Raw genomic sequence first — 24,790 nt, 5'->3', positions numbered from 1 at the left:
GCCAATACAAACAGCAATGCCTCATCGAAATCAGGCTGGTTACAGCACAGCCGTGACTGTCCAGGATGGGGGGACGCGCCGCCAGCAAGATGTTGGATGGCACATCTGCAAACCGTGCTGAGCGAGGTGACCCAATGACTCGGCACGTCTCGGTTGCGATGACCATCAAGGTCGAGCAGGAACTCCTAGACCTGCTTATTCGACCAGATGGCCAAGAGGATCTGTGCCTTGCCACATACCGGCCCTCCACTGGATCGACCAGAATGACCGCACTAATCAGCTCGGTCATACCTCCGACATCCGATGATCGCCGCGTCCATGGCAATGCAACCGTGATGGGTCGTTACGTCTCACGCGGTGCCGAAATCGCTCGCAAGAAGAACTGCGGCCTTGTCCTGCTTCATAGCCACCCTGGCGGCTCTCAGTGGCAACCAATGAGTGCACTAGACCAGGAGGCCGAGGCGAGCTACGCCAATCTTGTACGAGAAATAACCGGCCTACCACTGGTCGGGATGACTCTAGCGACAGAAGACACCACTTGGTCTGCACGACACTGGGACACGGGAACCGGAAGAGAGATTGATTGCACACATGCTGACAATGTCAGGGTGATCGGAGATCGCCTTGCTGTCTCTTGGAATAACGCACTCATCCCTCCGCCCCAGACAACCCACAGTCAACTACGTACGATCAGCGCATGGGGAGAGCGCTGCCAGGCCGACCTAGCTCGACGCAGAGTCCTCGTAGTGGGAGCGGGAAGCGTTGGACTAGACCTCGCAGTTCGACTAGCCGCGTCAGGACTATGCCGGATCACCGTCATGGACTTCGACATTGTCGAAATCCACAATCTTGATCGCCTCATCGGAGCCACACCGCGTGATGCTCGTTTGATCCGCCCAAAAATCCATGTCGCTCTTCGCCAGGCCACAACCGCGGCTACCGCTGACAACCCCAACATCGAAGTCTCTGCCCTCTCGATCTGTGAGCCCGAGGGCTTACAACTAGCGCTAGATCATGATCTGATCTTCTCTTGCGTCGATCGACCCTGGCCCCGTTCTGTACTCAACTCCTTGGCGTACACCGACCTAATACCCGTCATCGACGGCGGCATTGCAATTGACCCTCTTGAGAGCGGCGGAATGCGCAACGCCACCTGGCGGTCCCATGTCATTAGGCCCGGTCGGCCATGCATGAGATGCAATCGCCAGTTGGACCTCGCCAAAGTAATCCCTGACATGAAGGGGCTCTTGGATGACCCCTCCTACATCGCGAATGCTGAAGCCTCAGCCCTTCCATCTACCCAAAACGTTGCGACGCTCTCCGTCAACGTCCTAGCCGGCCTGTTAACCCAATACGTCAGCTTCAGCGTCGCACCGGCGGGGTTCGGAGACCCTGGCCCACTCCAGTACTGCCTTAGTACGCATACTCTCGACCACCTACAAGACAAGATCGGCACCTATTGTCCTGTCGAGCCCCAAGAAGCTGTAGGCGACCTGCGACTTGATCTCACCGGCCGCCACCTAAGGGCCGAGCAGCAACGCCAAAAGGCCAAGTCGGTAGAAGTGCCCATCCGCCTGCTTCGCTGGCTCGACAACCGAGTGCAGAAACTGCACTCATGGCTGGACCACACAAATTGAGTCAAGGAACCACATGCTCTTGCACATGGGACTAGGTCAACGAGTTGCCAGAACAACTGGCTAAAGGAGAAACAAGATGGAATACAAGAAAGCCTTTCCAGGTTGCTTCAGGGTCATCTTGGTCATCATGTACCTGGCAATTCTGGCTACCTTCTTCACCATAGTGATTTCCACAGATCCTCCAAATGCGTCTGAGGCCGAGGATTGGTCGCGGGCTGGCAGGTGGACAATTGGCATCTTAGTCACACCATTTGTCGCTCTCATGGGCACGTACGTTTGGGCACAATCAAGAGTCAAAGTGTCTTCGAGAAAAGTGTCACTCGTCTCGTTTGTGTTTCCCTCCTTCGGGGCAAGCCTTGTAGGAGGGGTGACCTTTCTGATGCTGTACGAGATATCCGAAGACAGCGTCCATGCTGCTCTCGGATTGTGGTTTTCCGTGTCTGCCCTTATCTCAATGCTTGCCGCGGCATTGACTGTTGTACAGGTTTGGGATGTATCTCGAGCGAAGGACTCCTATGCAAATGCTGAAATCGAGAGTTGAGTCGTTTTCGCGACCAGCGCAGCTGACGGTCGCGGCCAAGTTAGGAAACGGCCGGGGAGCTCAGCCTTCGTGGTTGCCGCGCCAGGGTGGGGTGCGGGGGCGGTCGAAGAGGAACTCTATGGGTTCGCCGCGGATGGCGGCGAAGGAGTGGGACAGCCACCAGTCGCTGCGGTGGACGCCGTCGGGGAGGTTGTCGGGGCCGAAGAATCCGACGTCGCTGCACTCCAGGGGGTGGGGATCGAGTTGGCCGCCGATGGCTCGGCACAGGAACACCATTGAGTACATCGGCACGGTGGTGAACCCCCGCCGCAGGCCGTCGTGGATGGCAATGGGCCGCTCCACCTCGCACACGATGCCGGTCTCCTCCAGCACCTCTTTCACCACCACCTCTGAGGGGGAGTAGCCCACATCGGCCCATCCGGTGGGATACAGCCACACCCCGGAGTCGGCCCGCTGCACCAGCAGGATCTCGCCGTCGTCGTTGCCCACCACGGCGCCCACGGCCACCTTGGGGGTGACGTAGCCGGGCACCCCGTCGCCCACCGACTTCATCCACTCGGCCACGAAGTTGTCGGGCGTCCACCCCGTGCTCAGTGTGGCGGCCATGTCGGCAGCCACATGCAGCACCTCCTCGAACCGCTCCTGCTCGTACTTGTTGTCGGTGAAGGCCAGCCCGGTGCGGGCGATCCCGGCCAGGGCCTCCGACCACCGCCTCAGGTCGCCTTCCCCTACTACGGCCCGGCCTTCGTCAGTCATAGCTGCTAGGTGGTCCCAGCCGCTCTCATACCCGAGTTGAGCAGGTATCGATGGCGTGCTGAAGGGCCAGATTGATCTCGCTGATGTGGTCTTGATCGGTCACCTTGTTGCCCTCGCCGTCGCGCACGTAATAGGCGTGGACCACATCCCCACCGAGGTCTTGCACTTTGGCGCTGAGGATGTCCAGCCCGAGCTGCGACAGGGCGCTGGTAACCCGGCTCAGCAGGCCGATGCGGGCTTGGGCGGCCAGCTCGATGATGGTGGCGGTGGAGGAGGATTCGTTGTCCACGCTCACCTTGGGAGCGATAACCGGCCGGGGGGTGAAGTCGGGCTCAACCTCATAGGTGCTGATTCGCTCGGCCAGGCGGGCCTCGATGGCCAGGCGGCCGGCCAGGGCCTGTTCCACATAGGTGGTGACCTGGGGCCAGTCGATCTCCAGGCCCAGAGTGCTCTCCACCTGGAACCGCTCCAGCGCCATCCCATACTCAGAGTGGGCCGCAGCCAGAAGCACCCGGAGGCCGCTTAACGCCAGGGCTCCGGCCACCCGCGAGAACATGCCGTGCTGATCGGGGGCGATCACCAACAAGGTGTCGCCCTCGCCCAGCACCAGGCGCTCGCCGGCCTCCATCATCCCCCGCTGCTCGGGAGTGGGGAAACGGGAGGTGATCTCGTCGATGTCGCCGCCCTCCATCACGTGGGCGCATCGGGCCACCAGCTCGCGCACCAGGCTGGCCTTCCACTTGCTCCACGCCGAGGGTCCGGTGGCCACCGAGTCGGCCTCGGTCAGCGCGCCCAGCAAGCGGAGAGTTTCAACCGTGCCTGCCTGCCGAGCCACCTCAGCGATGGTGTCGGGGTCTTCCAGGTCGCGCCGGGTGGCCACATCGGGCAGCAGCAGGTGGTGCTCAACCATGGCCACCAGCACGTCCACGTCGGTGGGGGGATAGCCCATCCGGTGGGCGATGTCGGCCACCAGCTCCATGCCCACCTCGGTGTGGTCGCCGGGGTAGCCCTTGCCGATGTCATGGAGCAGGGCCCCCAGCACCAGCAGGTCGGGGCGGTCCACCCGGTCGACCAGGTCGGCGGCCAAAGCGGCGGCCTCGCACAGGTGCCGGTCCACGGTGAACTGGTGATAGGCGTTGCGCTGGGGGCGGCTGCGGTTGGGCGCCCACTCGGGCAGGATGCGCACGAACAGGTCCATCTGGTCCAACGCCTCGATCACCGGAGGCGCCTCGGTGCCGGTCATCAACAGGTCTACGAACAGCTTGCGGGCCTCGTCGGGCCACCGTTCGGGCATGGGGGCCATGTGCTTGTTCAGCCGCCCCAGGCTGGTGCGGTCCATGCGCAGCTCGTGGGAGGCGGCGGCCCGGGCCAGGCGCAGCGCGGCGCAGGGATCGGCAGTGTCGGCGTCGGTGGCCAGCACCGCACGGCCCTCTTGGACCACCACGCCAACGTCCAGCTCGGCGTTGTTGCGGCTGTGGCGGCGGCGCAGGCGGCGGCGCCATTCGGGGGGCATCTCGGAGTCGCGCAGCCAGGCCCAGATCTCGTCGCTGCGCCAGGCGATGGATCGAGCCGAGCTGGCGATGGCGCCCATCAGCTCATCGGCGTCGCCATAGTCCAGGGCGGCGGCCACGCCGTCCTGTTCTTGGAGCAGGAGCTGGTCGCCGGGGCGGTCGGTGGTGCGGTGCAGCTCGACCCGGGCGGCCAGGATCACCTCGTAGTCGGACCACAGCCTGCGGCTGTCGGCGTCGTCCATCTCGAACACGGCGGCCTCCACCCACCGCAGCGCATGGAGGTCCCGCAAGCCCCCTCGGCCCTGCTTGAGGTCGGGCTCCAGCTTGAACGCCACCTCGCCGCAGCGCCGATGGCGCTCGGCCACCCGCTGGGCCAGCAGGGGAAGCCACCGGCGGGCGCTGCGACGCCACTGGTTGTCGTTGTCGGCGGTCAAGTCGGCGGTCAGCTCGGCGTCGCCAGCGATGTGGCGGGCGTCCAACAGGGATGTGGCCGTGTCCAGGTCGGTCTTGGCCAAGTCCCGGGTCTCCCGGGGGGTGCGCACCGAATGGCCGAGCTTCAGCCCCTCGTCCCAGATGGGGTACCACAGCCGGGGGGCGATGTCGCCGATGTCGGGGTGGTCGCGGTGCAACAGCAGCAGGTCGATGTCGCTGTAGGGGCACAGTTCGGCCCGGCCGTATCCGCCCACCGCCACCATCGCGATGCCCTCGGGGTCGGCCACCTCGGTGGAGAAGATGTGGTGGAGCCACTCGTCGGTCCGCCGGGCCAGCGCCCGGCACAGCACGGTTCCCACCATGGCGCGGTCGGCCAGTAGCTCATCCCGGCGCAATGCGCTCGCGCTGGCCTCGCCAATTGCCACTACCCGTCGAGGCTAGCGGCCTGGCCCCATTTCTGTGAGGCCGGGACTAGTTGTTGTATGCCGTTTCAGCGTGGTGCGACTGGTCGAGGCCGACGCTCTCGTCCTCGGCTGAGGCCCGGATCCCCATGGTGCGGTGGAGCACCAAGGCGATGATGTAGGTGGCCACGAAGCTGTAGGCCATGACGGCCAGGATGGAGATGATCTGGTTGCCCAGCAGTTCGCCGCCGCCGAAGAACACGCCGTTGATGAAGTCTTGGCCCTCGATGGCACCGGAATCGGCGAAGAACCCGATCAGCACGCCACCGATGATCCCGCCGAACATATGGATGCCCACCACGTCGAGGCTGTCGTCGTACTTGTAGCGCAGCTTAAGCCCGATAGCGAGGAAGCACAGCACCCCGGCCGCGGCTCCGATCACGATGGAGGACATGGCCCCTACGAAGCCGGCTGCGGGGGTGATGGCCACCAGCGCGGCCACGATGCCCGAGGCCATGCCCAGCGCGGTGGGCTTGCCGTCCTTGATGGTCTCAGCGAGCATCCATGAGCACAGCCCGGCGGCTGCCGCTAGGAAGGTGGTCAAGAAGGCGTGGGATGCTCTGCCGTCTGAGGCCAAGGCCGAGCCGGCGTTGAACCCGAACCAGCCGAACCACAGGATGCCGGCGCCCAGCAGCACCAAAGGCAGATTGTGGGGGAAGTCCACATCGCGGGGCCAGCCCTTGCGGGGACCGAGGACAAGAACCAAGGCCAGGGCTGCCGCACCGGCGTTGATGTGGATGGCGGTACCGCCGGCGAAGTCGTGGGCCGGCAGCTGGAAAATCCAGCCTTCCTCGCCGTAGATCCAATAGACCACCGGGGAATAAACAATGAACGACCACAGGGGCACGAAGATGGCCCAAGCGGAGAACTTCATCCGTCCAGCCACCGCGCCGGAAATGAGCGCGGGGGTGATGGCGGCAAAGGTCATGCCGAACACGAATGTCCGTTTGCTCTCCATGTCGTCAATCCCGTTGAGCCACGCGGCATCGAAGTCCCCGAACAGGGGGAAGCTCCAGTCGCCGGAGGCAAACCCAAAACCGGCCACCGCCCACAACAGCGGGACAATGCCCAGGCAATAGAGGTTCATGTTCATCATGTTGAGCACGTTCTTGGTGCCGACCATGCCCCCGTAGAACAGAGCCAGGCCCGGCACCATGAACATCACCAGAGCAGCGGATACAAGTACCCATGCATTACTGCCCGCGTCACCGATAGCGAGGTCCATCACACCCTCCGAAAGTTGTCGAAATCTTCACGTTCGCCCTGCGGCACCGCCAGTATGCCAGGTTGAGCCGCTCCGGCTCCGAACCGTCTTCATCCCGCTATATATGACGGCGGCGGTGTACGAATGCTTTGGCTGCTCCCCAGTTCAGACCGGGTTCTCGCAGATCGGGATGGATGTCGCCGAATGATGCCGGAGTCAGGTCGTAGGCGTCGTCGGGGAAGCGGTCGATGGCGAAGTCGTCCCGCTCCACCGGGATTGCGCCGGCGGCGCTCAGCACCTCGGTGGGGTAGCGAACTGCCCGGCGCAACACGGAGAGGGGATTCTCCCGCTGGTGGTCGATGTCGGCGGCCAGCAACCGGGCCACCTCGCCTCCGATCTCAGCCGCCGCGGCCGATCCGGCCGCCTCGGCCGCTTTGCGGGTTTCAGGGTCGACCTCCGGCAGACGGGCTTCCACCGCCGACACCACCCATTGGGGCAGAGCTTGCCTGATTCCCTCTGCCAACTCCTGAGCGCACTCGCCAAGCTGCTGTTCGGCGGCCCGCAGCTCGGCGTCGGTCAAGGGCGCGGGGCCGATGGGCCCGATACCGACCGGTCGAGGCCCAGGACGGCGTTCAGATTGCCGGAGCGGAGGCCCTCCAAATCCAGCGTGGCGTACCGGTAGCCGGCCTGGCGCACCGCCTCGACGACCGCGGCCCGCTGGGCCACCACGTCGGCCAAGCGCTCATCGGGCACCTCGATGCGGGCCACGTCCCCGTAGTGGCGCACCCGCAGCTCGGCGAAACCCAAGCGGCGCAGGGCGGCCTCGGCGTCCCCCACCGAGGCCAGCGCCCCGAGCGTCACCGGTGTGCCGTAGGGGATCCGAGAGGCCAGGCAGGGGGCGGCCGGCTTGTCCCAAGTCCGCAGCCCCAGCCGCTTCGACCACTCCCGCACATCGGCCTTCGAGAAACCGGCATCCACGAAGGGGAACACCGCGCCCCGCTCCTCGGCGGCCTGCTGGCCGGGGCGGTGGTCGCTCAGATCATCGGTATTCACCCCGAGGGCCACCGTCGCCGAAGTGGTTTCGGCCAATGGCGCCACCGCCTCCATCAACGCGTCCTTGCACCAGTAGCAGCGGTCGCCGGCGTTGGCCACATAGGCAGCCTGCTCCATCTCGGCAGTTTGCACTTCGCTCCACCGCAGCCCCCACTCGGCGGCCAGCGCCGCGCAATCATCCCGTTCGGCGTTGGCCAGCGATGGTGACACCGCGGTCACAGCGTGGGCCTGGTCGCCCAGCACATCGTGGGCCACCCAGGCGAGAAGCGATGAATCGGCGCCGCCGCTGAAGGCCACCACCACCCTGCCCAGCTCGGCCAGGTCGTATCGCAGCCGCTCCATATCACCCACCTCCCTATTGTGGCCCTTGCACCGCTACATCCCCAACGCCGACAAATGGAGCACTACGCTCAACAGGAGTGCGGAGGGGGATGATTCTCCTGGGCCTGACGTTGGGCCTGTTGATGGCGCTGGCGGTGCCCGCGCTGGCCCAAGACGGTGCCGACACCGGCCAAACCGAGCTGAACGGGACCATCCGGTTCGGCTTCAACCAGTTCTTCGAGGGCGTGGCAATCACGGTGGCCGACTCGGCGGGCGGAGAGGTCGGTCAGGCAGTCACCGATGCCGACGGCCGGTGGAGCGTGCAAGTGCCGGGCCCTGGCGCTTATCGGGTGAGCATCGACACCAGCACCCTTCCCGAGGGCATCAGGCTGCGGGAAGGCCAAGAAGCCGTAGTGGATGCCGTGGTGGACGCGGGCCAGTCCCGGGCGGTGGTGTTTGCCGTGGGAGAAGCGCCTAAGGGGACGCCGTTCGGCGAGCGGGCGGCTCAGACGGTATTCAACGGCTTCAAGTTCGGCCTCATAATCGCCATGAGCGCCATTGGGTTGTCGCTCATCTACGGAACCACCGGTCTGGTCAACTTCGCCCACGGCGAGCTGGTCACGTTCGGCGCGGTAATCGCCTGGTACTTCAACAGCTCCTGGGGTGATTTGAATCTGATAGCGGCCGCCGTGCTCACCGTGATCGTTTGCGGAATGCTGGGGGCCGGTTTGGAATCGGGCTTGTTCCGCCCACTGCGGGCCCGGCGGCTGGGCATCTTCCAACTCGTGGTGATCACCATCGGCCTGTCGCTGCTGGGACGGCAGTTGATCCAGCTCTTCTTCGGGGCCGAACCCCTCCCTTACCGCGACTTCCAAGTGCAGAAGCGCTGGGAATTCGGCCCATGGGCCGTCACCCCTCGGGAGGTGACCACCATTGCGGTCATCCTTGTCGCCCTAGTGGCAGTGGGGCTGATGCTCCAGAAGACCCGGTTCGGCAAAGCCACTCGGGCGGTGGCCGACAACGCCGATCTGGCCGCGGTTTCGGGCATCAACGTGAACCGGGTGGTGCTCATTGTGTGGGTGATGGGGGCGGCGCTGGCCGGCCTAGGGGGAGTGTTCCAGGGTCTGGATGCCGACATCGACCCGTTTCTGGGCTTCCAGCTCCTGCTGCTGATATTCGCCGGGGTGGAGCTGGGCGGGATGGGCACGGCCTACGGCGCCCTGGCTGGTTCGCTCATCATCGGCATGTCCACCGAGGTGAGCACGCTGTGGATCTCCCCGGAGCTGAAGTTCGTGGTGCCGCTTGCGGCCCTCATTCTGGTGCTGTTGCTCCGTCCGCAAGGCCTGTTCGGAATCAGAGCGCGGGTGGGATAGGTGGACTTCGACATCATCTTCGGCAACGCGGCCCGAGCCGCCTTTGGCCCTGAGGCCATCATCTTGGCCTTGGCCGCCATTGGGCTGAACATCCACTTCGGCTACACCGGGCTATTGAACTTCGGCCAGGTGGGATTCATCATGCTGGGGGCCTATGGCACCAGCGTGACAGTGGCCACTTTCGGGTGGTCGCTGTGGGCCGGCATCCCCATCGGCCTGTTCTTGGCCCTGGTGTTGGCGGTGACGCTGGGCATCCCCACCCTGCGGCTCCACGCAGTGATGTTCGCCATCGCCACCATCGCCGCGGCGGAGATCATCCGCATCCTCATCGGCTCCACCGATGCCATCGGGCTCACCGGCGGGCCGCTGAGCGTGAGTTTCGACGCCGGGGCGTTCTTCGACCTCAACCCCTACGCCGACGGGCCTCAAGACCGCTATGGGGTGGGCACATTCGCGTTCACCGGCCAGCAGATGTGGGTCATCACCGTGGGCTGGGTGCTGGTGGCGCTGGTCAGTTTGATCGTGTTCCTGATTGTCCGCAGCCCGTGGGGCCGGGTACTCAAGTCCATCCGGGAGGACGAGGACGCCGCTCGCAGCCTGGGCAAGAATGTGTTCTGGTACAAGATGCAGGCGCTGATGATCGGCGGGGTCATCGGCGGGATGGCCGGGGTGATCGACGCCATCAAGACATCGGGGGCCGATCCCAATGGCTTCCGTCCGCAAGTGACCTTCTACACCTATACTGCGCTGCTGCTGGGAGGGGCGGCTACCTATCTGGGGCCGGTACTGGGAGCGATACTGTTCTGGTTCCTGCGAGAATGGATCGAGTCATTCCTGCGGCAGCTTTCCGCTGAGGCCTGGCTACCCGACGCGGTCGCCGACTTCCTGGAGGGCTCCGAGGGCATCATCAGCGTGGCGATGGTAGGCCTGGCCCTCGTGCTGCTCATGCTGTTCCGGCCTCAGGGGATCACCGGCAATCGCACGGAGATGCAACTCGATGCCCGCTGACCGCCCACCACCCGAAGGTCCGTCCGCGCCCGAAGAGCGCTCGGTGCTGGTTGATTCCGCTCGCCGCACAACCGAGGTTGAGCCCATCCTCACCGTTCACCCCGAGCCCGGTGTGGCCAAGCCCAACCCCATCTTGACAATGGACGGACTACAGAGGAGCTTCGGCGGGCTCACCGCGGTGGATGTCGACCACCTGGAGATCGAACGGGGGATCGTCACCGCTTTGATCGGCCCCAACGGAGCGGGCAAGACAACGCTGTTCAACCTGATCACCGGCTTCGACCGGGCCGACCGCGGTCGCTGGGAGTTCAACGGCCAAATGGTGACTTCGCCGTCGCCCGACCGTCTGGCCCGACGGGGGATGGTCCGCACTTTCCAGCTCACCAAATCGCTGGCCAAGCTCTCGGTGCTCCAGAACATGCTGCTGGGCGCTCCCCACCAAATAGGCGAGCGACTTTGGGCCGCCCCCTTCCGGCACTTGTGGCGCAACCAGGAGCGGGCCAACACCGAGCGGGCCGACGAGCTGTTGGAGCAGTTCAATCTGGCCCACATGCGCGACGAGCTGGCCGGCACCCTGTCGGGGGGCCAGCGCAAGCTGCTGGAGATGGCCCGGGCGCTGATGTCCGACCCGGTGCTGGTGATGCTGGACGAGCCCATGGCCGGGGTGAACCCCGCGTTGGCCCAGTCTCTGCTGGGCCACATCACCGAGCTGGCTCTCAGCGGAGTGACCGTGGTGTACATCGAGCACGACATGGACGTGGTATCGGGGATCAGCGACTGGGTGGTGGTTCTGGCCCAGGGTCAGGTCATTGCTGAGGGAGGCCCCTGGAAGGTCATTCACGACGAGGTGGTCATCGACGCGTATCTGGGCCGTCGACGGGCAGGAACCGCATCATGACCGCTTCCCCGCCGCTTTTGACCGCGGATGATGTGGTAGCCGGATACTTGCCGGGCATCGACATTCTCACCGGGTGCTCGCTGGATCTGCACCCGGGCGAGATCGTCGGGGTCATCGGACCCAACGGCGCCGGCAAGTCCACCTTGTTGAAGGCCATCTTCGGCACCGTGGACGTACGAGGCGGGGCCATCCGCCTGGGCACCGAGGAAATCACCGGGCTGAGTCCCCACGAGCTGGTGGCCCGAGGCATCGGCTTCGTCCCCCAGACCGACAATGTGTTCCCCCGGCTGTCGATCCGGGAGAACCTGGAGATGGGGGTGTTCCAAGACCCCAAGCAGTTCGCCGCCCGCTTTGAGGTGGTGGCCGAGCTGTTCCCGCTGCTAGCCGAGCGCAGCGGCCAGCGGGCCGACGGCTTGTCGGGCGGAGAGCGCCAGATGGTGGCCATCGGCCGGGCGCTGATGATGGATCCCAGAGTGTTGCTCTTGGACGAGCCCTCAGCCGGCCTCTCCCCCGGCTACCAAGACGAGGTGTTCGAGCGGATCACCTCCATAACCGATCACGGGGTGTCGATCATCATGGTGGAGCAGAACGCCCGCCGCTGCCTCCAGATATGCGACCGGGGCTACGTGCTCGACCAGGGCACCAACGCCTACACCGGCACCGGCCAGCAACTCCTGGAAGACCCCAAAGTGGTCAGCCTCTATCTGGGCACAATGGCCCGGGCCTGAGGCCGGTCCGCGCGACCCCCGGTCCGATGCTCCGTCAGCCCAGGGTGGTTACGTCCACATCTTGGCTGTCGATGGGGACGAGGTCGCCGCCCTGGTACTGGGCGATGATGTAGCGGCCCCAGGTGGGGTCGCCCACATCGTCGAGATCAAGCGGGCCGGACACGCCTTCGTAGTCGATGTCGGTGCCCTCGGCCAACAGGCCAGCGCACTCGCCGTAGTCGTAGCACTTGGTCCCTCCGCCGGTGACGTTCTGCACCTGGGCGATAATGTCCGGGCCGGCGGTGGAGCCGGCGGCCAGCGCAGCCAGCGCCATCACGATCACGCAGTCGTAAGACTGGCCGCCATAGCTCAGGTTGGCCCCGGTGTACTCGCTGAGCCGTGCGCTGAAGTCGGTCCCGCCCGCGGCGGCGATCACCTGCATGCCGTTGATGACCCCGGCATCCGACGGGTCGACCTGGCCGGGCAGGCCCGGGTCGAACAGCCCATCGGATCCATACATGGCCCGGGCCGGCACCCCGGCCTCCAGCAAGCCACGGATGATCCCCGCGCCCTCACCGAAGGCAATCAGCACCACTGCGTCGGCCCCGATGCTCTGCACCTCGGTCACCGTGTCGTCGAAGCTGGGCGCGTCCGGGGAGTAGGAGACCACCTCGGAGGACACCCCCAGATCTTCCAAACCGGCTTTGACCAGGTCAGCCAGCGCGTTGCCGTAGTCGTCGGCCCGAGCCACGATGGCCACGTTGGTGGCCCCATCGGCGGCCACCACGTTGGCGATGATCGGCGACACCGCCTGATCGGGCGGCACGGTTCGGAAGTAGAAGGTGGCGTTGTCCTGGGTAGAGAACGACGGAGACGTGTTCGATGGCGAGCACTGCGGAATCTGGGCGTCGTACAGCGTCTGGATGAACGACTGGGAGATGCCCGACGCGGCCGCTCCCACGATCACATCGGCACCCTCGCCCAACAGCCGGTTCACCGCCTCGGAGGCCACATCGGGATCGGTGCCGGTATCACCGGTCAGCATCCGGACGTTGCCCCCCGCGGCCTGGACATCCTCGACGGCTAGCCGGGCCGCCTCCACCATCGGCGGAGACAAAAAGGCCAGCGCGCCGGTTTCTGGCATAACCCGCCCAATCACCAACTCAGGCTGGCCCGCCGCGCTCGGGGCGTCCGGCGCGGCGCCGGAGGGATCATCCAGATTCACGTCCTGGGTGCCGATCTCGGCCAGCTCGCCGTCTTGGAACTGGCCGATTTGGTAGCGGGCAAAGCTCGGATCGCCCACCTCGTCGAGCTCCAGCGGCCCGGACACACCGTCGTAGTCGATGTCGGCGCCATCGGACAAAAGACCAGCGCACTCGCGGTAGGAGAAGCACTTTTCGCCACCGGAGGTGACCGCGGAAACCTGGGCGATGATGTCGGGGCCCCGGGTGGAGCCGGCCGCCAGCGACGCGAGGGCCATCACGATCACACAGTCGTAGGAGTTGCCGGCAAAGGCCACACCCTCCTCATCCCCGATCAACGCCACCAAACGGGCCTCGAAGTCATCGCCAGCCTGGCCCGCAGTGTTGCCCACAGTGATGGCGGTGAATCCGTCGACCACATTCGGATTGGACGGATCAACCAGATCGGGCAACCCCGGGTCGTACATGCCGTCGGGTCCGTACATGGCGCTGGGCGGCACACCGGCCTCCAAGAGGTCCCGCATGATCTGTGCGCCCTCGGCGAAGGAGACCAGCGCCACCGCGTCGGCCCCCATGCCAGTGGCCTGGTCGACGGTGGCATCGAAGGCCGAAGCCTCCTCGTCATAGGAGATGATCTCGGAAGCCACTCCCAGTTCGGCCAGGCTGTTCGCCAGCAGGGCAGACAGGGCAATGCCCCAGTCGTCGGCGCGGGCCACGATGGCCACGTTGGTGGCCCCATCGGCCGCAATCAGATTGGCCAGCACCGGCGCGGCGGCCTGATCGGGCGGCGCGGTACGGAAGTAGAACGCCGCGTTGGCCTGAGTGCTGAACGACGGCGATGTGTTCGACGGCGAGCACTGAGGAATCTGGGCGTCGTACAGCGTCTGGATGAACGACTGCGAGATGCCCGAGGAGGCCGCCCCCACAATCACGTGGGCACCCTCGCCCAGCAGCCGGTTCACCGCCTCAGGGGCCACATCGGGATCGGTGCCGGTGTCGCCGGTTAGCAGCCGGACGTTTCCGCCGGCCGCCTGGATGTCCTCCACCGCCAGGGCGATGCTGCGGATCATCGGCGGTGACAAGAAGGCCAGCGCGCCGGTTTCCGGCATCATCGACCCGATGACAAGCTCCTCATCGCCGCCTTCTCCTGGGTCAGGGGCGGGGGTTGCTTCGGAAGTCTCGGCGGGCTCGGCCCCTGGCGCCTCATCGTCACTGTCATCGTTGCCACAGGCAGTTGCCACCAGCGCAACTATTGCCAGAAAAGCAATCAACCGAGTCCAGAACTTCTCCGCCATTTTCCCCTCCTGCAATCAGATGAGTAGCAGTTTCGACCCTTCAGGCTACAGCAGCCGCTGTCTCACGAGAAAGGACTAGCCACCGATAACTACAGGAGTTGGTTGAGCACCTCGTCGATCGGGGCCACCATGCCGGTGTAGAAGGGGCCGAACTCGGCGTAGCGGGCCGACGCCACGTCGTAGCGCATGGTGTACACCACCTCTTTGAGGTCGTCGGGGTGGGTGCAGAACAGGGTCACACCCCACTCATAGTCGTCGATGCCGGTGGAGCCGGTGATGAGCTGCAGCACCCGCCCGGCAAAGGTGCGGCCGGTGGCCCCGTGCTCGTACATGAGCTCCCGGCGGCGTTCGAACGGCAGCTCGTACCAGTTCTGCTCAGGGTTGCGCCGCTTCGACATGGGGTAGAAGCACCACGCCGGCTTCCCCTCAGGGGGGAGCTGGGGATACAGCCGAGCCTGCTTGGTCTCCTCCGGCAGTCCGGCGGCGTACTCCGACAGCTCGGTGAGCGACACGTAGGAGTCCACGATGTCGAGTCCAGCCTTGCTTAGAGCTGTCTGGAAGTCCCGCAGTTCCCAGAGATCAGCATGCAAGGCCATAAACCCGATATCGGCCTTGTGGCCGAGCACGGCCACCGTCACCACTTGGACCCCCATGAACTCGGCGTTCTCGACGGCCCGTTTGATGTCCCGCTTCTGCCGGGAGTGGTCACCTGTCGGGCCGAGCTTGCCGAACAGATGGACGACCCCGATCCCTATGGACGGCTCAACTGGTGCCGGGTGCTCACTCATGGGCCGAAAACCCGCTCATTGATCAATGGTGACATCTACAGTCTCGATCACTTCCAACTCGCCGTCGCGGACCTCGGCGAGCAAGTAGCGGCCTACTGTGGTGTCGCCGACATCGTCCATCTCCAATGGCCCGGACACGCCGTCGTAGTCTATGTCGACTCCCTGAACCACCAGTTCGGCGCACTCTCCATATGAGCGGCACTTCTGGCCGTTGCGGGTGATCTCGGGCACTGCTGCGATGATCCCTGGGCCGTCTACTCCGCCAGCGGCGAGCGCGGCCAGTGCCAGGATCACCGCGCAGTCGTAGGCCTGTCCCCCGTAGATGGCGTTGCCCCCGGTCTTCTCGAACACCCGCTGGTTGAATTCCTCACTACCAGACGGGCTCTGCACCCGCAGCCCGTCGACGACCGTCGGGTCGGTGGGGTTCACCCGCTCGGGCATACCGAAGTCGAACTGCCCGGCCGTGAGATGGATGGCCCAGCCAGGCACACCCATCTCGATAAGCCGGCGGGTGATGGTGATGCCCTCCTCAAAGGCGATGAGGGCCACAGCGTCCACCCCCATTTCCACAATCTCGGCCACGGTGGCGTCGAAGCTGGGAGCATCGTGATCGAAGGTCACGGTCTGGGAGGCCACCCCCAACTCGGCAAGGTCGTCGGCCAGCAGCCGGGCCAGCGAGGTGCCGTAGTCGTCGGCCCGGTTGGCGATGGCCACTTTGGTAGCGCCCTGGGAGGCCATGCTGTTGGCCATTACCTGCGACTCGCCCACTGCGACGGTGACCGTGCGGAAGTAGAACTCGGCGTTGGCCTGGGTGCTGAACGACGGCGACGTGTTGGACGCGGCGCACTGGGGGATCTGCGTGTCGTACAGCGTTTGGATAATCGACTGCGACACCCCCGATGCGCCGGCCCCGATTATCACATGGGCCCCCTCGCCCAACAGGCGGTTCACCGTCTCAGGGGCCACGTGCCGGTCGGTGCCCGAGTCGCCGGCAATCAGCTTGACATTGCCCCCCTGGGCATTGATGTCGTCCACCGCCAACTCGACGCCGGCAATCAGCGCGCCGCCGAGCGAAGCGGCCAGCGAGCCGGTCTCGGGCAGCACTCGCCCGATCACCAGCTCTGGGGCAACGTCCGATGGCAGAGCCACCGGTGCAGCGGTCGGCTCGGTCGCCGGAGCCGAGGGGATTGCCGTTACCCCGTCCTGACCGTCGTCACCGCCCCCGCAGGCGGCAGCAATCAAGGCGACGGCCGCGACCGAGACCGCGATTCCCCGCCGAATCCCGACCATCCGATCAGTCGCCGAAGCCGTTCACCAGCACAGCGAAGTGACGGCTGGTGGCGTCGTGGCGCTTGCCGACCACCGCGGTGTAGGCGTCGGACTCCCACACCTCGCGGGCCTTCTCTTTGGAGTCGAACTTGATCACCACTGTCTGGTGGCCAGCGGTGTCGCCCTCGACCACCTCCGACTCGGTGTCGAAGGCAACCAGTTCGGCGCCGTCGCCGATGCCCAGAGCGCCCGCCGCGCCCTGCATGTACTCCCCGTACAGCTCGGGGTTGTCGACCTGATAATTGACGATGATGTATGCAGCCATGGCCCACTTTTAGCAGACCGGATCAGCTCCGGACGAAGAGGCCAGTTCATCCCCGCACAAAAATAAACGCGCCTCCCGGATGGCCGCCGCCGGTGCTGACCACCGCTACCTCGGCGTCGTCCACCTGTCGTCCGCCCCCGTGGCCCCGGAGCTGGGTCACCGCCTCGTGCAGGAACCCGTAGCCGTGGAGCCGCCCGGCCGAGAGCTGGCCTCCATGGGGATTGAGGGGGATCTCCCCGTCGCGGGCGATGCGGGTGCCGCCCTCCACGAACGCGGCCCCCTCGCCTTTGCCGCAAAAGCCCAGGCCCTCCAGCCACGACAGGGCGTTGAAGCTGAATCCGTCGTACAGCAGGGCCACATCCACATCAGCGGGCTTCAAATCGGTGCGGCTCCACAGGTGGGCCGAGGGACCGTTCACCATGGGCTCGTGCAGCAGCGTCCCCTGGTCCCACGACATCCGCTCGCGCATCTGGGTGCCCACCGCCTCCACCAGCACCGGCCGGTGGGGGCCGTCGGCCGCGGCGTCCACTGCCGACACCACCAGGGCGGTGGAGCCGTCGCAGGGCACGTCGCAGTCGAACAGGCCGAACGGGGTGGTGATCATGCGGGCGTCCAGGTAGTCGTCGATGGTCATGGGCTCTTGGTAGATGGCCACCGGGTTGTGGGCCGCCCCGGCCCGCTCGGTCACCGGGATCCACCCCAGCTGCTCCCGGGTGGCGCCGTAGCGGTGGAAGTAGTGGCTGGCCATGAGCGCGATCCAGTTGCCCGCCGACATGGCGCCATAGGGCAGCCGCCACTCCATCTCCCCTGAGATGCGCGCTCCCCCGCCCACGCCGGTGTTCTGGCGATTCCCCCAGGCGATCGATGTGGTCTCCCACACGGTGCGGAAGCACAGCACGTGGCGGCACAGGCCGGCGGCCACCGCCAGCATGGCGTTGACCACCGCGCCGCTCTGGCCGGGGGTCTCCATGGTGCCGCAGAACCAGGTGGGAGCGATGCCTAAGGCGTCGGCCACCGGGTAGATGCCGCCTTCGGAGTGGCCGCCGTCCTTGGCGCCGCCGCCCGGATAGGTGGACAGGCCGTCGATGTCGTCCATGGTGAGACCGGCATCGGCCACCGCCGCTTGGCATGCCTCTACGGCCAGACCCATGGGATCGCGGCCCAACCGTCGCCCCACCTCCGACAGCCCGATCCCGGTGATGGCCACCTTCGACTCGAACTTGTCGGAAACCGGCATGGCCCGCACCGGCGCCGGAGCGGGCTCCGGGTACTCGTCCGCCGCAACCGCCGGCTCGCCCGTGGGGGCGAATACCGGCAGCCACACGTCCTTGTGCTGCTCGAAGCGCACTGACACCGGCAGGCCGATCACCACGTCGTCGGGCTCGGCATCCACGATGAGGGTGGTGAGGCGCACCAGGGGGTCCTCCTCGATGGCCACCAGCCCGATCACATAGGGAACCTCCATGTCGGGCAGCCACGGCTGGTAGTTGACCGTGACCCCGACCACCGTGGCCCGCCCCGACACTTCCCTGATCTCGGGCGGCTCCCCGCAACCCGGGCACACCGCCCCGGGGGGATGGAGGTAGCGGCCGCTGGACTCGCAGTACTGAAAGCGCAGCACGCCGTCGGCCCCGGCGGTCCAGAAGAACTCATTTTCGGGTGTGAGTTTGGGCAGGGGGCGCATGCCCAGGATTCTTATGCAGACGGGGAGTAGAAGTTGAGTTGGCCGTCGCGCACGAACCCGGCCAGACGCAAGCCGGCCGCCGCAGCCGTCTCCACGGCCAGCGCCGAGGGGGCGCTCACCGCCACCAGCACCCCGAATCCCGCCGCCCACGCCTTCTGCACCATCTCGAACGACGCCCGGCCGCTCACAAACAGCCCCAGCCCGCTGGCGGGCAGGTTGCCGTCCAACAGCATCCGGCCCACCACCTTGTCCACCGCGTTATGGCGGCCGATGTCCTCTCGCACCAGGGTGGGCTGGCCGTCGGCCCCGAAGGAAGCCGCGGCGTGCACTCCCCCGGTGGTGCCGAACAGATCTTGGAAGGCCCGCACCCGCTCGGGCACCCCAGACAGCACGTCGGCCGACATGGGCGGCCCGCTCGCGGGCAGGGGACTGAGCCGCTCCCGCAGCGCCTCGATGCTCTCGGCCCCGCACAGTCCGCACGCCGAGGTGGTCAAGCCCAGGCGGGGGGTGGCTGGCGGGGCGCCGTCGGTTTCCACTGTCACCAGGTTGAACTCGGTGTCGGCTGCCGGCTCGGTGGCGCAGTACCGAATCGACGTCACCGAGGCGTCGCCCAAGAGGCCCTCGGTGAAGCAGAAGCCGGCGGCCAGCTCGAAGTCGTGTCCCGGCGTGCGCATGGTGGTGGTGACGGTCACATCGTCGAGCTCAATGGTGAGAGGCTCCTCCACCACGAGGTCGTCAGGACGCCGATGCTCTTTGCTCCCGTCCCAATGACGAACCAACACTCGCTGGGACCGGCCTCGGGTCATGACAGCCGATACATCTCGGAGACCACGTGGTGCTGGAGCTCCAGTCCCATCGCCGCCATGGCCACCGAGGAGCGCAGCACCTCGCCATCCACCCAGAAACGCCGCTCGGTGGCGGTCACCGGCTTTGCCGAGGGGGTGCCCAGAACCGCGGTCGACGCCAGTCGGATGTCGCAGTCCTCCACCGTGCCTTCCAGTACCTCGGCGATCCCCGACGGTTGCACCAGCACCAGCTCGATTCGCCCGTCGCCTTGGGGACGCAGGTATCCGGCTTCGGCGTGGAGGGGCAGGCCGGTGCCGGAGTCCTTGGTCTTCTGCGCGTAGGCCACGAACGGCTTTCCCACATGGGCAAAGGAAACCTCCTCGGCATAGGAGAAATCCTCAATGGTGGGATACACCCCGGTGCCGGTGCCCTGCCACGTGCCGAGAAGGAACGCGAGCGGTGCGCATGCCGGATGAAGCTCGGCCATACAACGACGTTACCGCCGTTGCCCGTGTTTCTGGGCTAGAAGTCCATGTCGGGCATGCCGCCGGGCATGCCGCCGTTCTCCTCGGGCTTGTCGGCCACGACCGCCTCGGTGGTCAAGAACAGCCCGGCGATGGAGCCGGCGTTCTGGAGTGCCGAGCGGGTGACCTTGGCCGCATCGATGATCCCCGCAGTCAGCAGGTCCTCATAGTCGCCGGTGGCCGCGTTCAGCCCGGAGTTGCCCTCCAGGTTGCGGACCCGCTCAACGACCACGCCGCCCTCGAGGCCGGCGTTGACGGCGATCTGGGCCAGCGGCCCTTCCAATGCCTTGGCCACGATGCGAGCACCGGTGGCCTCATCGTCGGACGACAGGCTCTCTGCCGCGTTGTTCACTGCCTCCTGGGCCCGCAGCAGGGTCACGCCCCCGCCCGCGACCACTCCCTCTTCGATGGCCGCTTTGGTGGTGCTGACCGCGTCCTCGATGCGGTGCTTCTTCTCTTTGAGCTCCACCTCGGTGGCAGCGCCCACCTTGAGCACGGCCACACCGCCCGAGAGCTTGGCCAGGCGCTCTTGCAGCTTCTCCCGGTCGTAGTCGGAGTCGGTGTTGTCGATCTCGCCCTTGATCTGGGAGATGCGGCCCTCCACGTCGCTGCGGTCGCCCGCGCCCTCCACGATCGTGGTCTCGTCTTTGGTGATGACCACCTTGCGGGCCCGGCCCAGCAGGTCGAGTGTGGTGTTCTCCAGCTTGAGGCCCACCTCTTCGCTGATGACCTGGCCAGCGGTCAAGATGGCCATGTCCTGGAGCATTGCCTTGCGGCGGTCGCCGAAGCCCGGTGCCTTCACTGCGGTGGAGTTGAAGGTGCCCCGGATCTTGTTCACCACCAACGTGGCCAGAGCCTCACCCTCCACATCCTCGGAGATGATCAGCAGCGGCTTGCCCGCCTGCATCACCTTCTCCAGCACCGGGACGATGTCGCGCACCGCGGTGATCTTCGACCCCACGAACAGGATGTAGGGCTCGTCCAACACGGCCTCCATCCGCTCGGCGTCGGTCACGAAGTAGGGGGAGATGTAGCCCTTGTCGAAGCGCATGCCCTCGGTGAAGTCCAACTCCAAGCCGAAGGTCTGCGACTCCTCCACGGTGACCACGCCGTCCTTGCCCACCTTGTCGATGGCCTCGGAGATCAGCTCGCCGATCTCGGCGTCAGCGGCCGAGATGGCGGCCACGTTGGCGATCTGGGCCTTGTCAGAGGACACATCCACCGACTGGGAGTGGATTGCCCCCACCGCAGCGTCAACCCCAGACTCGATGCCCTTTTTGATGGACATGGGGTTGGCCCCGGCAGCCACGTTCCGCAGCCCCTCGCGCACCATCGACCAGGCCAGCACGGTGGCGGTCGTTGTGCCGTCGCCGGCCACATCATCGGTCTTCTTGGCCACCTCTTTGACCAGTTCAGCGCCGATCTTCTCGTAGGGGTCCTCCAGCTCGATCTCCTTGGCGATGGACACGCCGTCGTTGGTGATCGTGGGGGCGCCCCACTTCTTCTCCAGAACGACGTTGCGGCCCTTGGGGCCGAGCGTGACCCGCACGGCGTCGGCCAGCTGGTTCATTCCCGACTCCAGCGCGCGCCGGGCCTGCTCATCGAATGAGATGATCTTGGGCATCCTCGAACACTCCCTTTTGTACTTTCGGCGCTCTGCCGACTCTTGCTGCCGACCTTTAGCACTCTCAGTATGAGACTGCTAAAGGTTACCGAGGGGGGCGCGAAACGCCAAACTCTGAGTAGTGAGAAATCAGCCGCCAGCCACCGCGGGAACGATGGCCACCGTCTGGCCGTCGGGAACCGACGTTGCCAGACCATCGGCGAACCGCACGTCGTCGTCGTCCACAAACAGGTTGACGTACCGGTGCAAGCCGCCCGACTCGTCGATCAGGCGATCCATGAATCCGGGGTGGGTGGCATCCAGCGATGCGATCACGTCGCGGACTGTCCCGCCCTCGACAGTGACCTCGCTCGCCCCTCCCGCCAGGGGACGCAGGGTGGTCGGTATCCGCACGGTCACGCTCATAGGCCATGATGCTATTCGGATGAAGCTCTGGAAACGACTCGTATACCGGAGGTCAGTGTGACCGGGCGGCGGAGATTCGCCGCCGCAGAGTTCTCGGCCCCCGACCTTGCCGAGCACAAGGGCTCGACCACGGTGTCGGTCTGCTTGCCCGCTCGCAACGAGGAGGAAACTGTGGGAGCCATCGTGGAGGTGGTGCGCGCCGAGCTCATGGACAAGCTGGGCCTGGTAGACGAGCTGATCGTGATGGACGACCACTCCACTGATCGCACCGCGGCGGTGGCCAAGGATGCCGGGGCGACGGTCGTGGCGTGCTCCGACGTGCTCACCCACCTCGGCAACCAGCCCGGCAAGGGCGAGACCCTGTGGAAATCACTCTTCGCGTCCACTGGCGACATCGTGGTGTGGTGCGACAGCGATGTGGCCAACTTCGGCCCCCACTTCATCTCCGGCTTGCTGGGGCCATTGCTGCTCGACAACTCCATCGGCTACTGCAAGGGCTTCTACCACCGCCCAGTGGGCGCCGACCAGCGAGGCGGTGGCCGGACCACCGAGCTGGTGGCCCGGCCGCTCATCGCCCTTCTGTTCCCCGAGTTGGACGACATCGTCCAACCGCTCGCCGGGGAGTACGCCGGGAGGCGGGACCTGCTGGAGCGGGTGCCGTTCGTCCAGGGGTATGGCGTGGAGATGGGGCTGCTCATCGACGTGTGGCGGCTGGCGGGCTACGACGCCATCGCCCAGGTGGACCTGGGCACCCGCCTTCACCGCAATCGCCCGCTGCACGAGCTGTCGTCCCAGGCCACCGAGGTCATGCAGGTGGCCCTGCATCGGGCCGACCGCACCCTGGTGAACACGGCCATCACGCTGCGGCGTCCCGGCTTGGGCGACACCGAGATCACCATGCAAGAGCGCCCGCCCCTGATCGAAGTCACCGGCTACTTCCGCCAAGCCCACTGAGCGTGCGGCGCGGCTACGAGGCCAGAAAGTCGTAGACCGTCTCGCTGACCAATCGGACGGTGTCGGCCATCGCCGCATCGGTGCCATACCGATCGCTGAGACTGACCAGCTCCCCGCACACCGCCGGGGCAGGGTCGTCCACTTTTCCCACCACGGTCAGCACTGGCACCCCGGCGGCAACCGCCATGTCCAACACCCCGCCCACCACCTTCCCCTGGACCGATGTGGCGTCCAAAGCGCCCTCTCCGGTCACCACCAGATCGGCCCGCTCGATTCGGCCGTACAGATCGACCTCCTCAGCCAACAACTCGAAGCCGTTGCAGAGTTCGGCGCCGACACACGCCAGACCGCCAGCCAGACCGCCCGCGGCCCCCGAGCCCTCCAGATCGCCCACCTCCACCCCGTACGTCTCGGCATAGACCTGGCTGAGCCGCTCCAAACGCCGGCGCAGCAGCTCCACCTGCGATGGGCTGGCTCCTTTCTGAGGCCCGAACACCTCGGCGGCGTCAGTGAATCGGGTCCTCACGTCGCAAGCCACTGCCAGCTCCACCCCCCTGAGCCGTTGCGTGGGGTACAGCGCTCGCAATGCTCCCAGGCCGCCGTCGGTGGTGGCCGAGCCCCCCACCCCCACCAACACCCGCCGGGCTCCTCGCTCAACCGCGGCGTCGATCAGCTCCCCGGTCCCGTAGGTGGTGGCTCCCAAGGGATCGTTGGCTTCGGCCCCTCCTACCAGGGCCAGGCCCGAGGCCCGGGCCATCTCGATCACCGCAGTGTGACGGTGAAGACGCCACGGCGCCTCCACCGGGTCGCCCAGGGGCCCGGTCACCGTCGTTGTCCGGTTGGCACCGCCCACCACCTCGAGCGTGCCCTCGCCCCCGTCGGCCATGGGAGCGGTATCGGCGGTCGCCCCCGCCCGCTCGGCGGCCAAAGCTACGGCATCGGCGACTTGGGCAGCCGTGGCCGTTCCCCGGAACTTGTCGGGGGCGGCAACGATATGCATGCAGTCGCAGCCTTCAGGCTGTCCGACGGTCAGCCAGGGCGCTGGGCCAGGCTGTCGGGTCCGATCAGGATAAGGACGAATGCGTTGCCCAGCGTTTCGAGGGTGAGGCCTCCGGGAGGAGGATCGGGCATCAGCCACAACGGCTTTTCGCTTTCGCCCAAGAGCCTGGCGATGCACTGGGCGTCGACTTCGTAGCCGGCCCGGTAGTAGAAGGCCGAGCCCGTCTGGGGACTGGCATTGTGCGGGGGCAGCGTCACGTAGTTGGCCGCGTTCAACTCGCCCGAGAGCCGACCAGCTGCTCCGGTCACATCGGTGCCATTGGCCACCATCACGCCGATGGTGGACGGATCGCGGCACTCCAGCTCTTCATCTGGAGAAACGGCGGGCAGCTGGGTCACTTCAGGAACGGGCTCGGTCTCGGTGGCGGTGGCGGGGGCCTGGGTCACCTCGGGCTCAGGGGCAGGGGCCGCGGGGGCGTCGCTGCTATCTGCCGGTGTCTCCACCGGGTCTGGGATCTCCTCGGCCTCCATGGTCGCCTCGGGCGCTGGCTGAGTGGCAACGGGTGAGGAATCGTCGTCGTCGTCATCAAGGCCGCGGGCTAGGACGAATGCGCCCGCGGCGATCAGGGCAAGAACCAGCACCACTCCTTTGAGCGCCATCTGGTTGTTGGGAACTCGGTTCGACTCCATATTGCCTCTGGCTCCGGACTGTTACCGCGACGGCTGTCGGCCGACCGAGGTCTGGCCGAACTTCGACCGTCTGCGGCGATCGCGTAAGCGCCGCAGACGCCGTACGACCATCGGGTCGTACTCCATTGCATCCGCCTCTTCCAATAGTTCGTTCAGCAGCTGGTAGTAACGGGTAGTGGAAAGCTCGAAACGCTCGCGAATCGCAGCCTCCTTCGACCCGGTCTCCTGCCACCAGGTGCGCTCAAAATCCAAGATCGCCCGATCTCTTCTCGTGAGAGCCATTCCACAAGCGTTACCCACCACTAGGCGCTATTCAAGCACCCTCCCCAAACGGCAGCCCTTA

Annotated in this window: 24 protein-coding genes; 7 read left to right on the top strand and 17 right to left on the bottom strand. The window is 65.9% G+C overall.

Features of this window, described 5'->3' with window-relative positions; translation table 11 throughout:
- The first annotated feature begins 65 nt into the window (after nt 1-65).
- Nucleotides 66-1,637: a ThiF family adenylyltransferase gene (locus ACOGI7_RS00530; RefSeq protein WP_419849978.1), complete on the top strand. Its 1,572-nt coding sequence runs from the start codon at nt 66-68 to the stop codon at nt 1,635-1,637.
- A 76-nt stretch (nt 1,638-1,713) separates the two neighbouring features.
- Nucleotides 1,714-2,178, top strand: a complete 465-nt coding sequence (locus ACOGI7_RS00525; protein ID WP_419849977.1) for a hypothetical protein — start codon at nt 1,714-1,716, stop codon at nt 2,176-2,178.
- Between the two features lie 60 nt (nt 2,179-2,238).
- Here ACOGI7_RS00525 and ACOGI7_RS00520 read toward each other — a convergent pair whose 3' ends face one another.
- The 5 genes from ACOGI7_RS00520 to larE all read right to left on the bottom strand — a co-directional run bounded on the left by ACOGI7_RS00520 (nt 2,239) and on the right by larE (nt 7,937).
- The gene (locus tag ACOGI7_RS00520; protein ID WP_419849976.1) at nt 2,239-2,934 is read right to left on the bottom strand and encodes an NUDIX hydrolase N-terminal domain-containing protein; all 696 of its coding nucleotides are present in this window, start codon (nt 2,932-2,934) and stop codon (nt 2,239-2,241) included.
- Between the two features lie 25 nt (nt 2,935-2,959).
- On the bottom strand, nt 2,960-5,302 hold the full coding sequence (locus ACOGI7_RS00515; protein ID WP_419849975.1) for a [protein-PII] uridylyltransferase: 2,343 nt from the start codon (nt 5,300-5,302) through the stop codon (nt 2,960-2,962).
- Nucleotides 5,303-5,348: 46 nt separating this feature from the next.
- Nucleotides 5,349-6,563 carry an ammonium transporter gene (locus tag ACOGI7_RS00510; RefSeq protein WP_419849974.1) on the bottom strand — a complete coding sequence of 405 codons (1,215 nt, stop codon included), beginning with the start codon at nt 6,561-6,563 and terminating at the stop codon, nt 5,349-5,351.
- 97 nt (nt 6,564-6,660) lie between these two features.
- The gene (locus tag ACOGI7_RS00505; protein WP_419849973.1) at nt 6,661-7,122 is read right to left on the bottom strand and encodes a hypothetical protein; all 462 of its coding nucleotides are present in this window, start codon (nt 7,120-7,122) and stop codon (nt 6,661-6,663) included.
- Nucleotides 7,119-7,937 carry an ATP-dependent sacrificial sulfur transferase LarE gene (gene larE / locus ACOGI7_RS00500; protein ID WP_419849972.1) on the bottom strand — a complete coding sequence of 273 codons (819 nt, stop codon included), beginning with the start codon at nt 7,935-7,937 and terminating at the stop codon, nt 7,119-7,121. The genes ACOGI7_RS00505 and larE overlap by 4 nt, the downstream gene beginning before the upstream one ends.
- Before the next feature lie 77 nt (nt 7,938-8,014).
- On the opposite strand from larE, the gene ACOGI7_RS00495 reads away from it, so the two are divergent.
- The 4 genes from ACOGI7_RS00495 to ACOGI7_RS00480 are packed head-to-tail and all read left to right on the top strand — an operon-like array spanning nt 8,015 to nt 11,923.
- On the top strand, nt 8,015-9,289 hold the full coding sequence (locus ACOGI7_RS00495; protein WP_419849971.1) for a branched-chain amino acid ABC transporter permease: 1,275 nt from the start codon (nt 8,015-8,017) through the stop codon (nt 9,287-9,289).
- Nucleotides 9,290-10,297 carry a branched-chain amino acid ABC transporter permease gene (locus ACOGI7_RS00490; protein WP_419849970.1) on the top strand — a complete coding sequence of 336 codons (1,008 nt, stop codon included), beginning with the start codon at nt 9,290-9,292 and terminating at the stop codon, nt 10,295-10,297.
- Nucleotides 10,287-11,195 carry an ABC transporter ATP-binding protein gene (locus ACOGI7_RS00485; protein WP_419849969.1) on the top strand — a complete coding sequence of 303 codons (909 nt, stop codon included), beginning with the start codon at nt 10,287-10,289 and terminating at the stop codon, nt 11,193-11,195. The genes ACOGI7_RS00490 and ACOGI7_RS00485 overlap by 11 nt, the downstream gene beginning before the upstream one ends.
- Entirely contained in the window at nt 11,192-11,923 is a 732-nt protein-coding gene (locus ACOGI7_RS00480; RefSeq protein WP_419849968.1) for an ABC transporter ATP-binding protein, read from the top strand. The genes ACOGI7_RS00485 and ACOGI7_RS00480 overlap by 4 nt, the downstream gene beginning before the upstream one ends.
- Nucleotides 11,924-11,957: 34 nt before the next feature.
- On the opposite strand, the gene ACOGI7_RS00475 is transcribed toward ACOGI7_RS00480, so the two are convergent.
- The 9 genes from ACOGI7_RS00475 to ACOGI7_RS00435 all read right to left on the bottom strand — a co-directional run bounded on the left by ACOGI7_RS00475 (nt 11,958) and on the right by ACOGI7_RS00435 (nt 21,804).
- Nucleotides 11,958-14,345, bottom strand: a complete 2,388-nt coding sequence (locus ACOGI7_RS00475; protein WP_419849967.1) for an ABC transporter substrate-binding protein — start codon at nt 14,343-14,345, stop codon at nt 11,958-11,960.
- Between the two features lie 143 nt (nt 14,346-14,488).
- Complete coding sequence (locus tag ACOGI7_RS00470; RefSeq protein WP_419849966.1) at nt 14,489-15,187, bottom strand: chlorite dismutase family protein; 699 nt, start codon at nt 15,185-15,187, stop codon at nt 14,489-14,491.
- Between the two features lie 15 nt (nt 15,188-15,202).
- Nucleotides 15,203-16,477, bottom strand: a complete 1,275-nt coding sequence (locus ACOGI7_RS00465; RefSeq protein ID WP_419849965.1) for an ABC transporter substrate-binding protein — start codon at nt 16,475-16,477, stop codon at nt 15,203-15,205.
- Between the two features lie 4 nt (nt 16,478-16,481).
- On the bottom strand, nt 16,482-16,781 hold the full coding sequence (locus tag ACOGI7_RS00460) for a DUF1330 domain-containing protein (protein WP_419849964.1): 300 nt from the start codon (nt 16,779-16,781) through the stop codon (nt 16,482-16,484).
- A gap of 46 nt (nt 16,782-16,827) precedes the next feature.
- Nucleotides 16,828-18,465, bottom strand: a complete 1,638-nt coding sequence (locus ACOGI7_RS00455; RefSeq protein WP_419849963.1) for a thiolase C-terminal domain-containing protein — start codon at nt 18,463-18,465, stop codon at nt 16,828-16,830.
- 11 nt (nt 18,466-18,476) lie between these two features.
- The gene (locus ACOGI7_RS00450) at nt 18,477-19,247 is read right to left on the bottom strand and encodes a formate dehydrogenase accessory sulfurtransferase FdhD (RefSeq protein ID WP_419849962.1); all 771 of its coding nucleotides are present in this window, start codon (nt 19,245-19,247) and stop codon (nt 18,477-18,479) included.
- Nucleotides 19,248-19,267: 20 nt separating this feature from the next.
- Nucleotides 19,268-19,738, bottom strand: coding sequence for an FABP family protein (locus ACOGI7_RS00445; protein WP_419849961.1), 471 nt, complete (start codon nt 19,736-19,738; stop codon nt 19,268-19,270).
- A 35-nt stretch (nt 19,739-19,773) separates the two neighbouring features.
- On the bottom strand, nt 19,774-21,399 hold the full coding sequence (groL, locus tag ACOGI7_RS00440; RefSeq protein WP_419849960.1) for a chaperonin GroEL: 1,626 nt from the start codon (nt 21,397-21,399) through the stop codon (nt 19,774-19,776).
- Nucleotides 21,400-21,528: 129 nt separating this feature from the next.
- On the bottom strand, nt 21,529-21,804 hold the full coding sequence (locus tag ACOGI7_RS00435) for a ubiquitin-like small modifier protein 1 (protein WP_419849959.1): 276 nt from the start codon (nt 21,802-21,804) through the stop codon (nt 21,529-21,531).
- Nucleotides 21,805-21,861: 57 nt separating this feature from the next.
- On the opposite strand from ACOGI7_RS00435, the gene ACOGI7_RS00430 reads away from it, so the two are divergent.
- Complete coding sequence (locus tag ACOGI7_RS00430) at nt 21,862-22,758, top strand: glucosyl-3-phosphoglycerate synthase (RefSeq protein ID WP_419849958.1); 897 nt, start codon at nt 21,862-21,864, stop codon at nt 22,756-22,758.
- A 13-nt stretch (nt 22,759-22,771) separates the two neighbouring features.
- Here ACOGI7_RS00430 and ACOGI7_RS00425 read toward each other — a convergent pair whose 3' ends face one another.
- Genes ACOGI7_RS00425 through ACOGI7_RS00415 form a run of 3 tightly spaced genes read right to left on the bottom strand, consistent with a single transcriptional unit; the run spans nt 22,772 to nt 24,729 of the window.
- Nucleotides 22,772-23,758 (bottom strand): glycerate kinase, encoded by a 987-nt coding sequence (locus ACOGI7_RS00425; RefSeq protein ID WP_419849957.1) that lies wholly within the window; start codon nt 23,756-23,758, stop codon nt 22,772-22,774.
- Nucleotides 23,759-23,787: 29 nt separating this feature from the next.
- Nucleotides 23,788-24,447: a LytR C-terminal domain-containing protein gene (locus ACOGI7_RS00420; RefSeq protein WP_419849956.1), complete on the bottom strand. Its 660-nt coding sequence runs from the start codon at nt 24,445-24,447 to the stop codon at nt 23,788-23,790.
- 21 nt (nt 24,448-24,468) lie between these two features.
- Entirely contained in the window at nt 24,469-24,729 is a 261-nt protein-coding gene (locus tag ACOGI7_RS00415; protein ID WP_419849955.1) for a DUF3263 domain-containing protein, read from the bottom strand.
- Between the last annotated feature and the right edge of the window lie 61 nt (nt 24,730-24,790).

Origin of the sequence: Candidatus Poriferisocius sp. (assembly GCF_965204145.1) — a bacterium.
In the GTDB taxonomy this organism is placed as follows: Bacteria; Actinomycetota; Acidimicrobiia; order Acidimicrobiales; family Bin134; genus Poriferisocius.
Note: the sequence above shows the minus strand (reverse complement) of the source record. Positions and strands in the feature narration are given on the sequence as shown.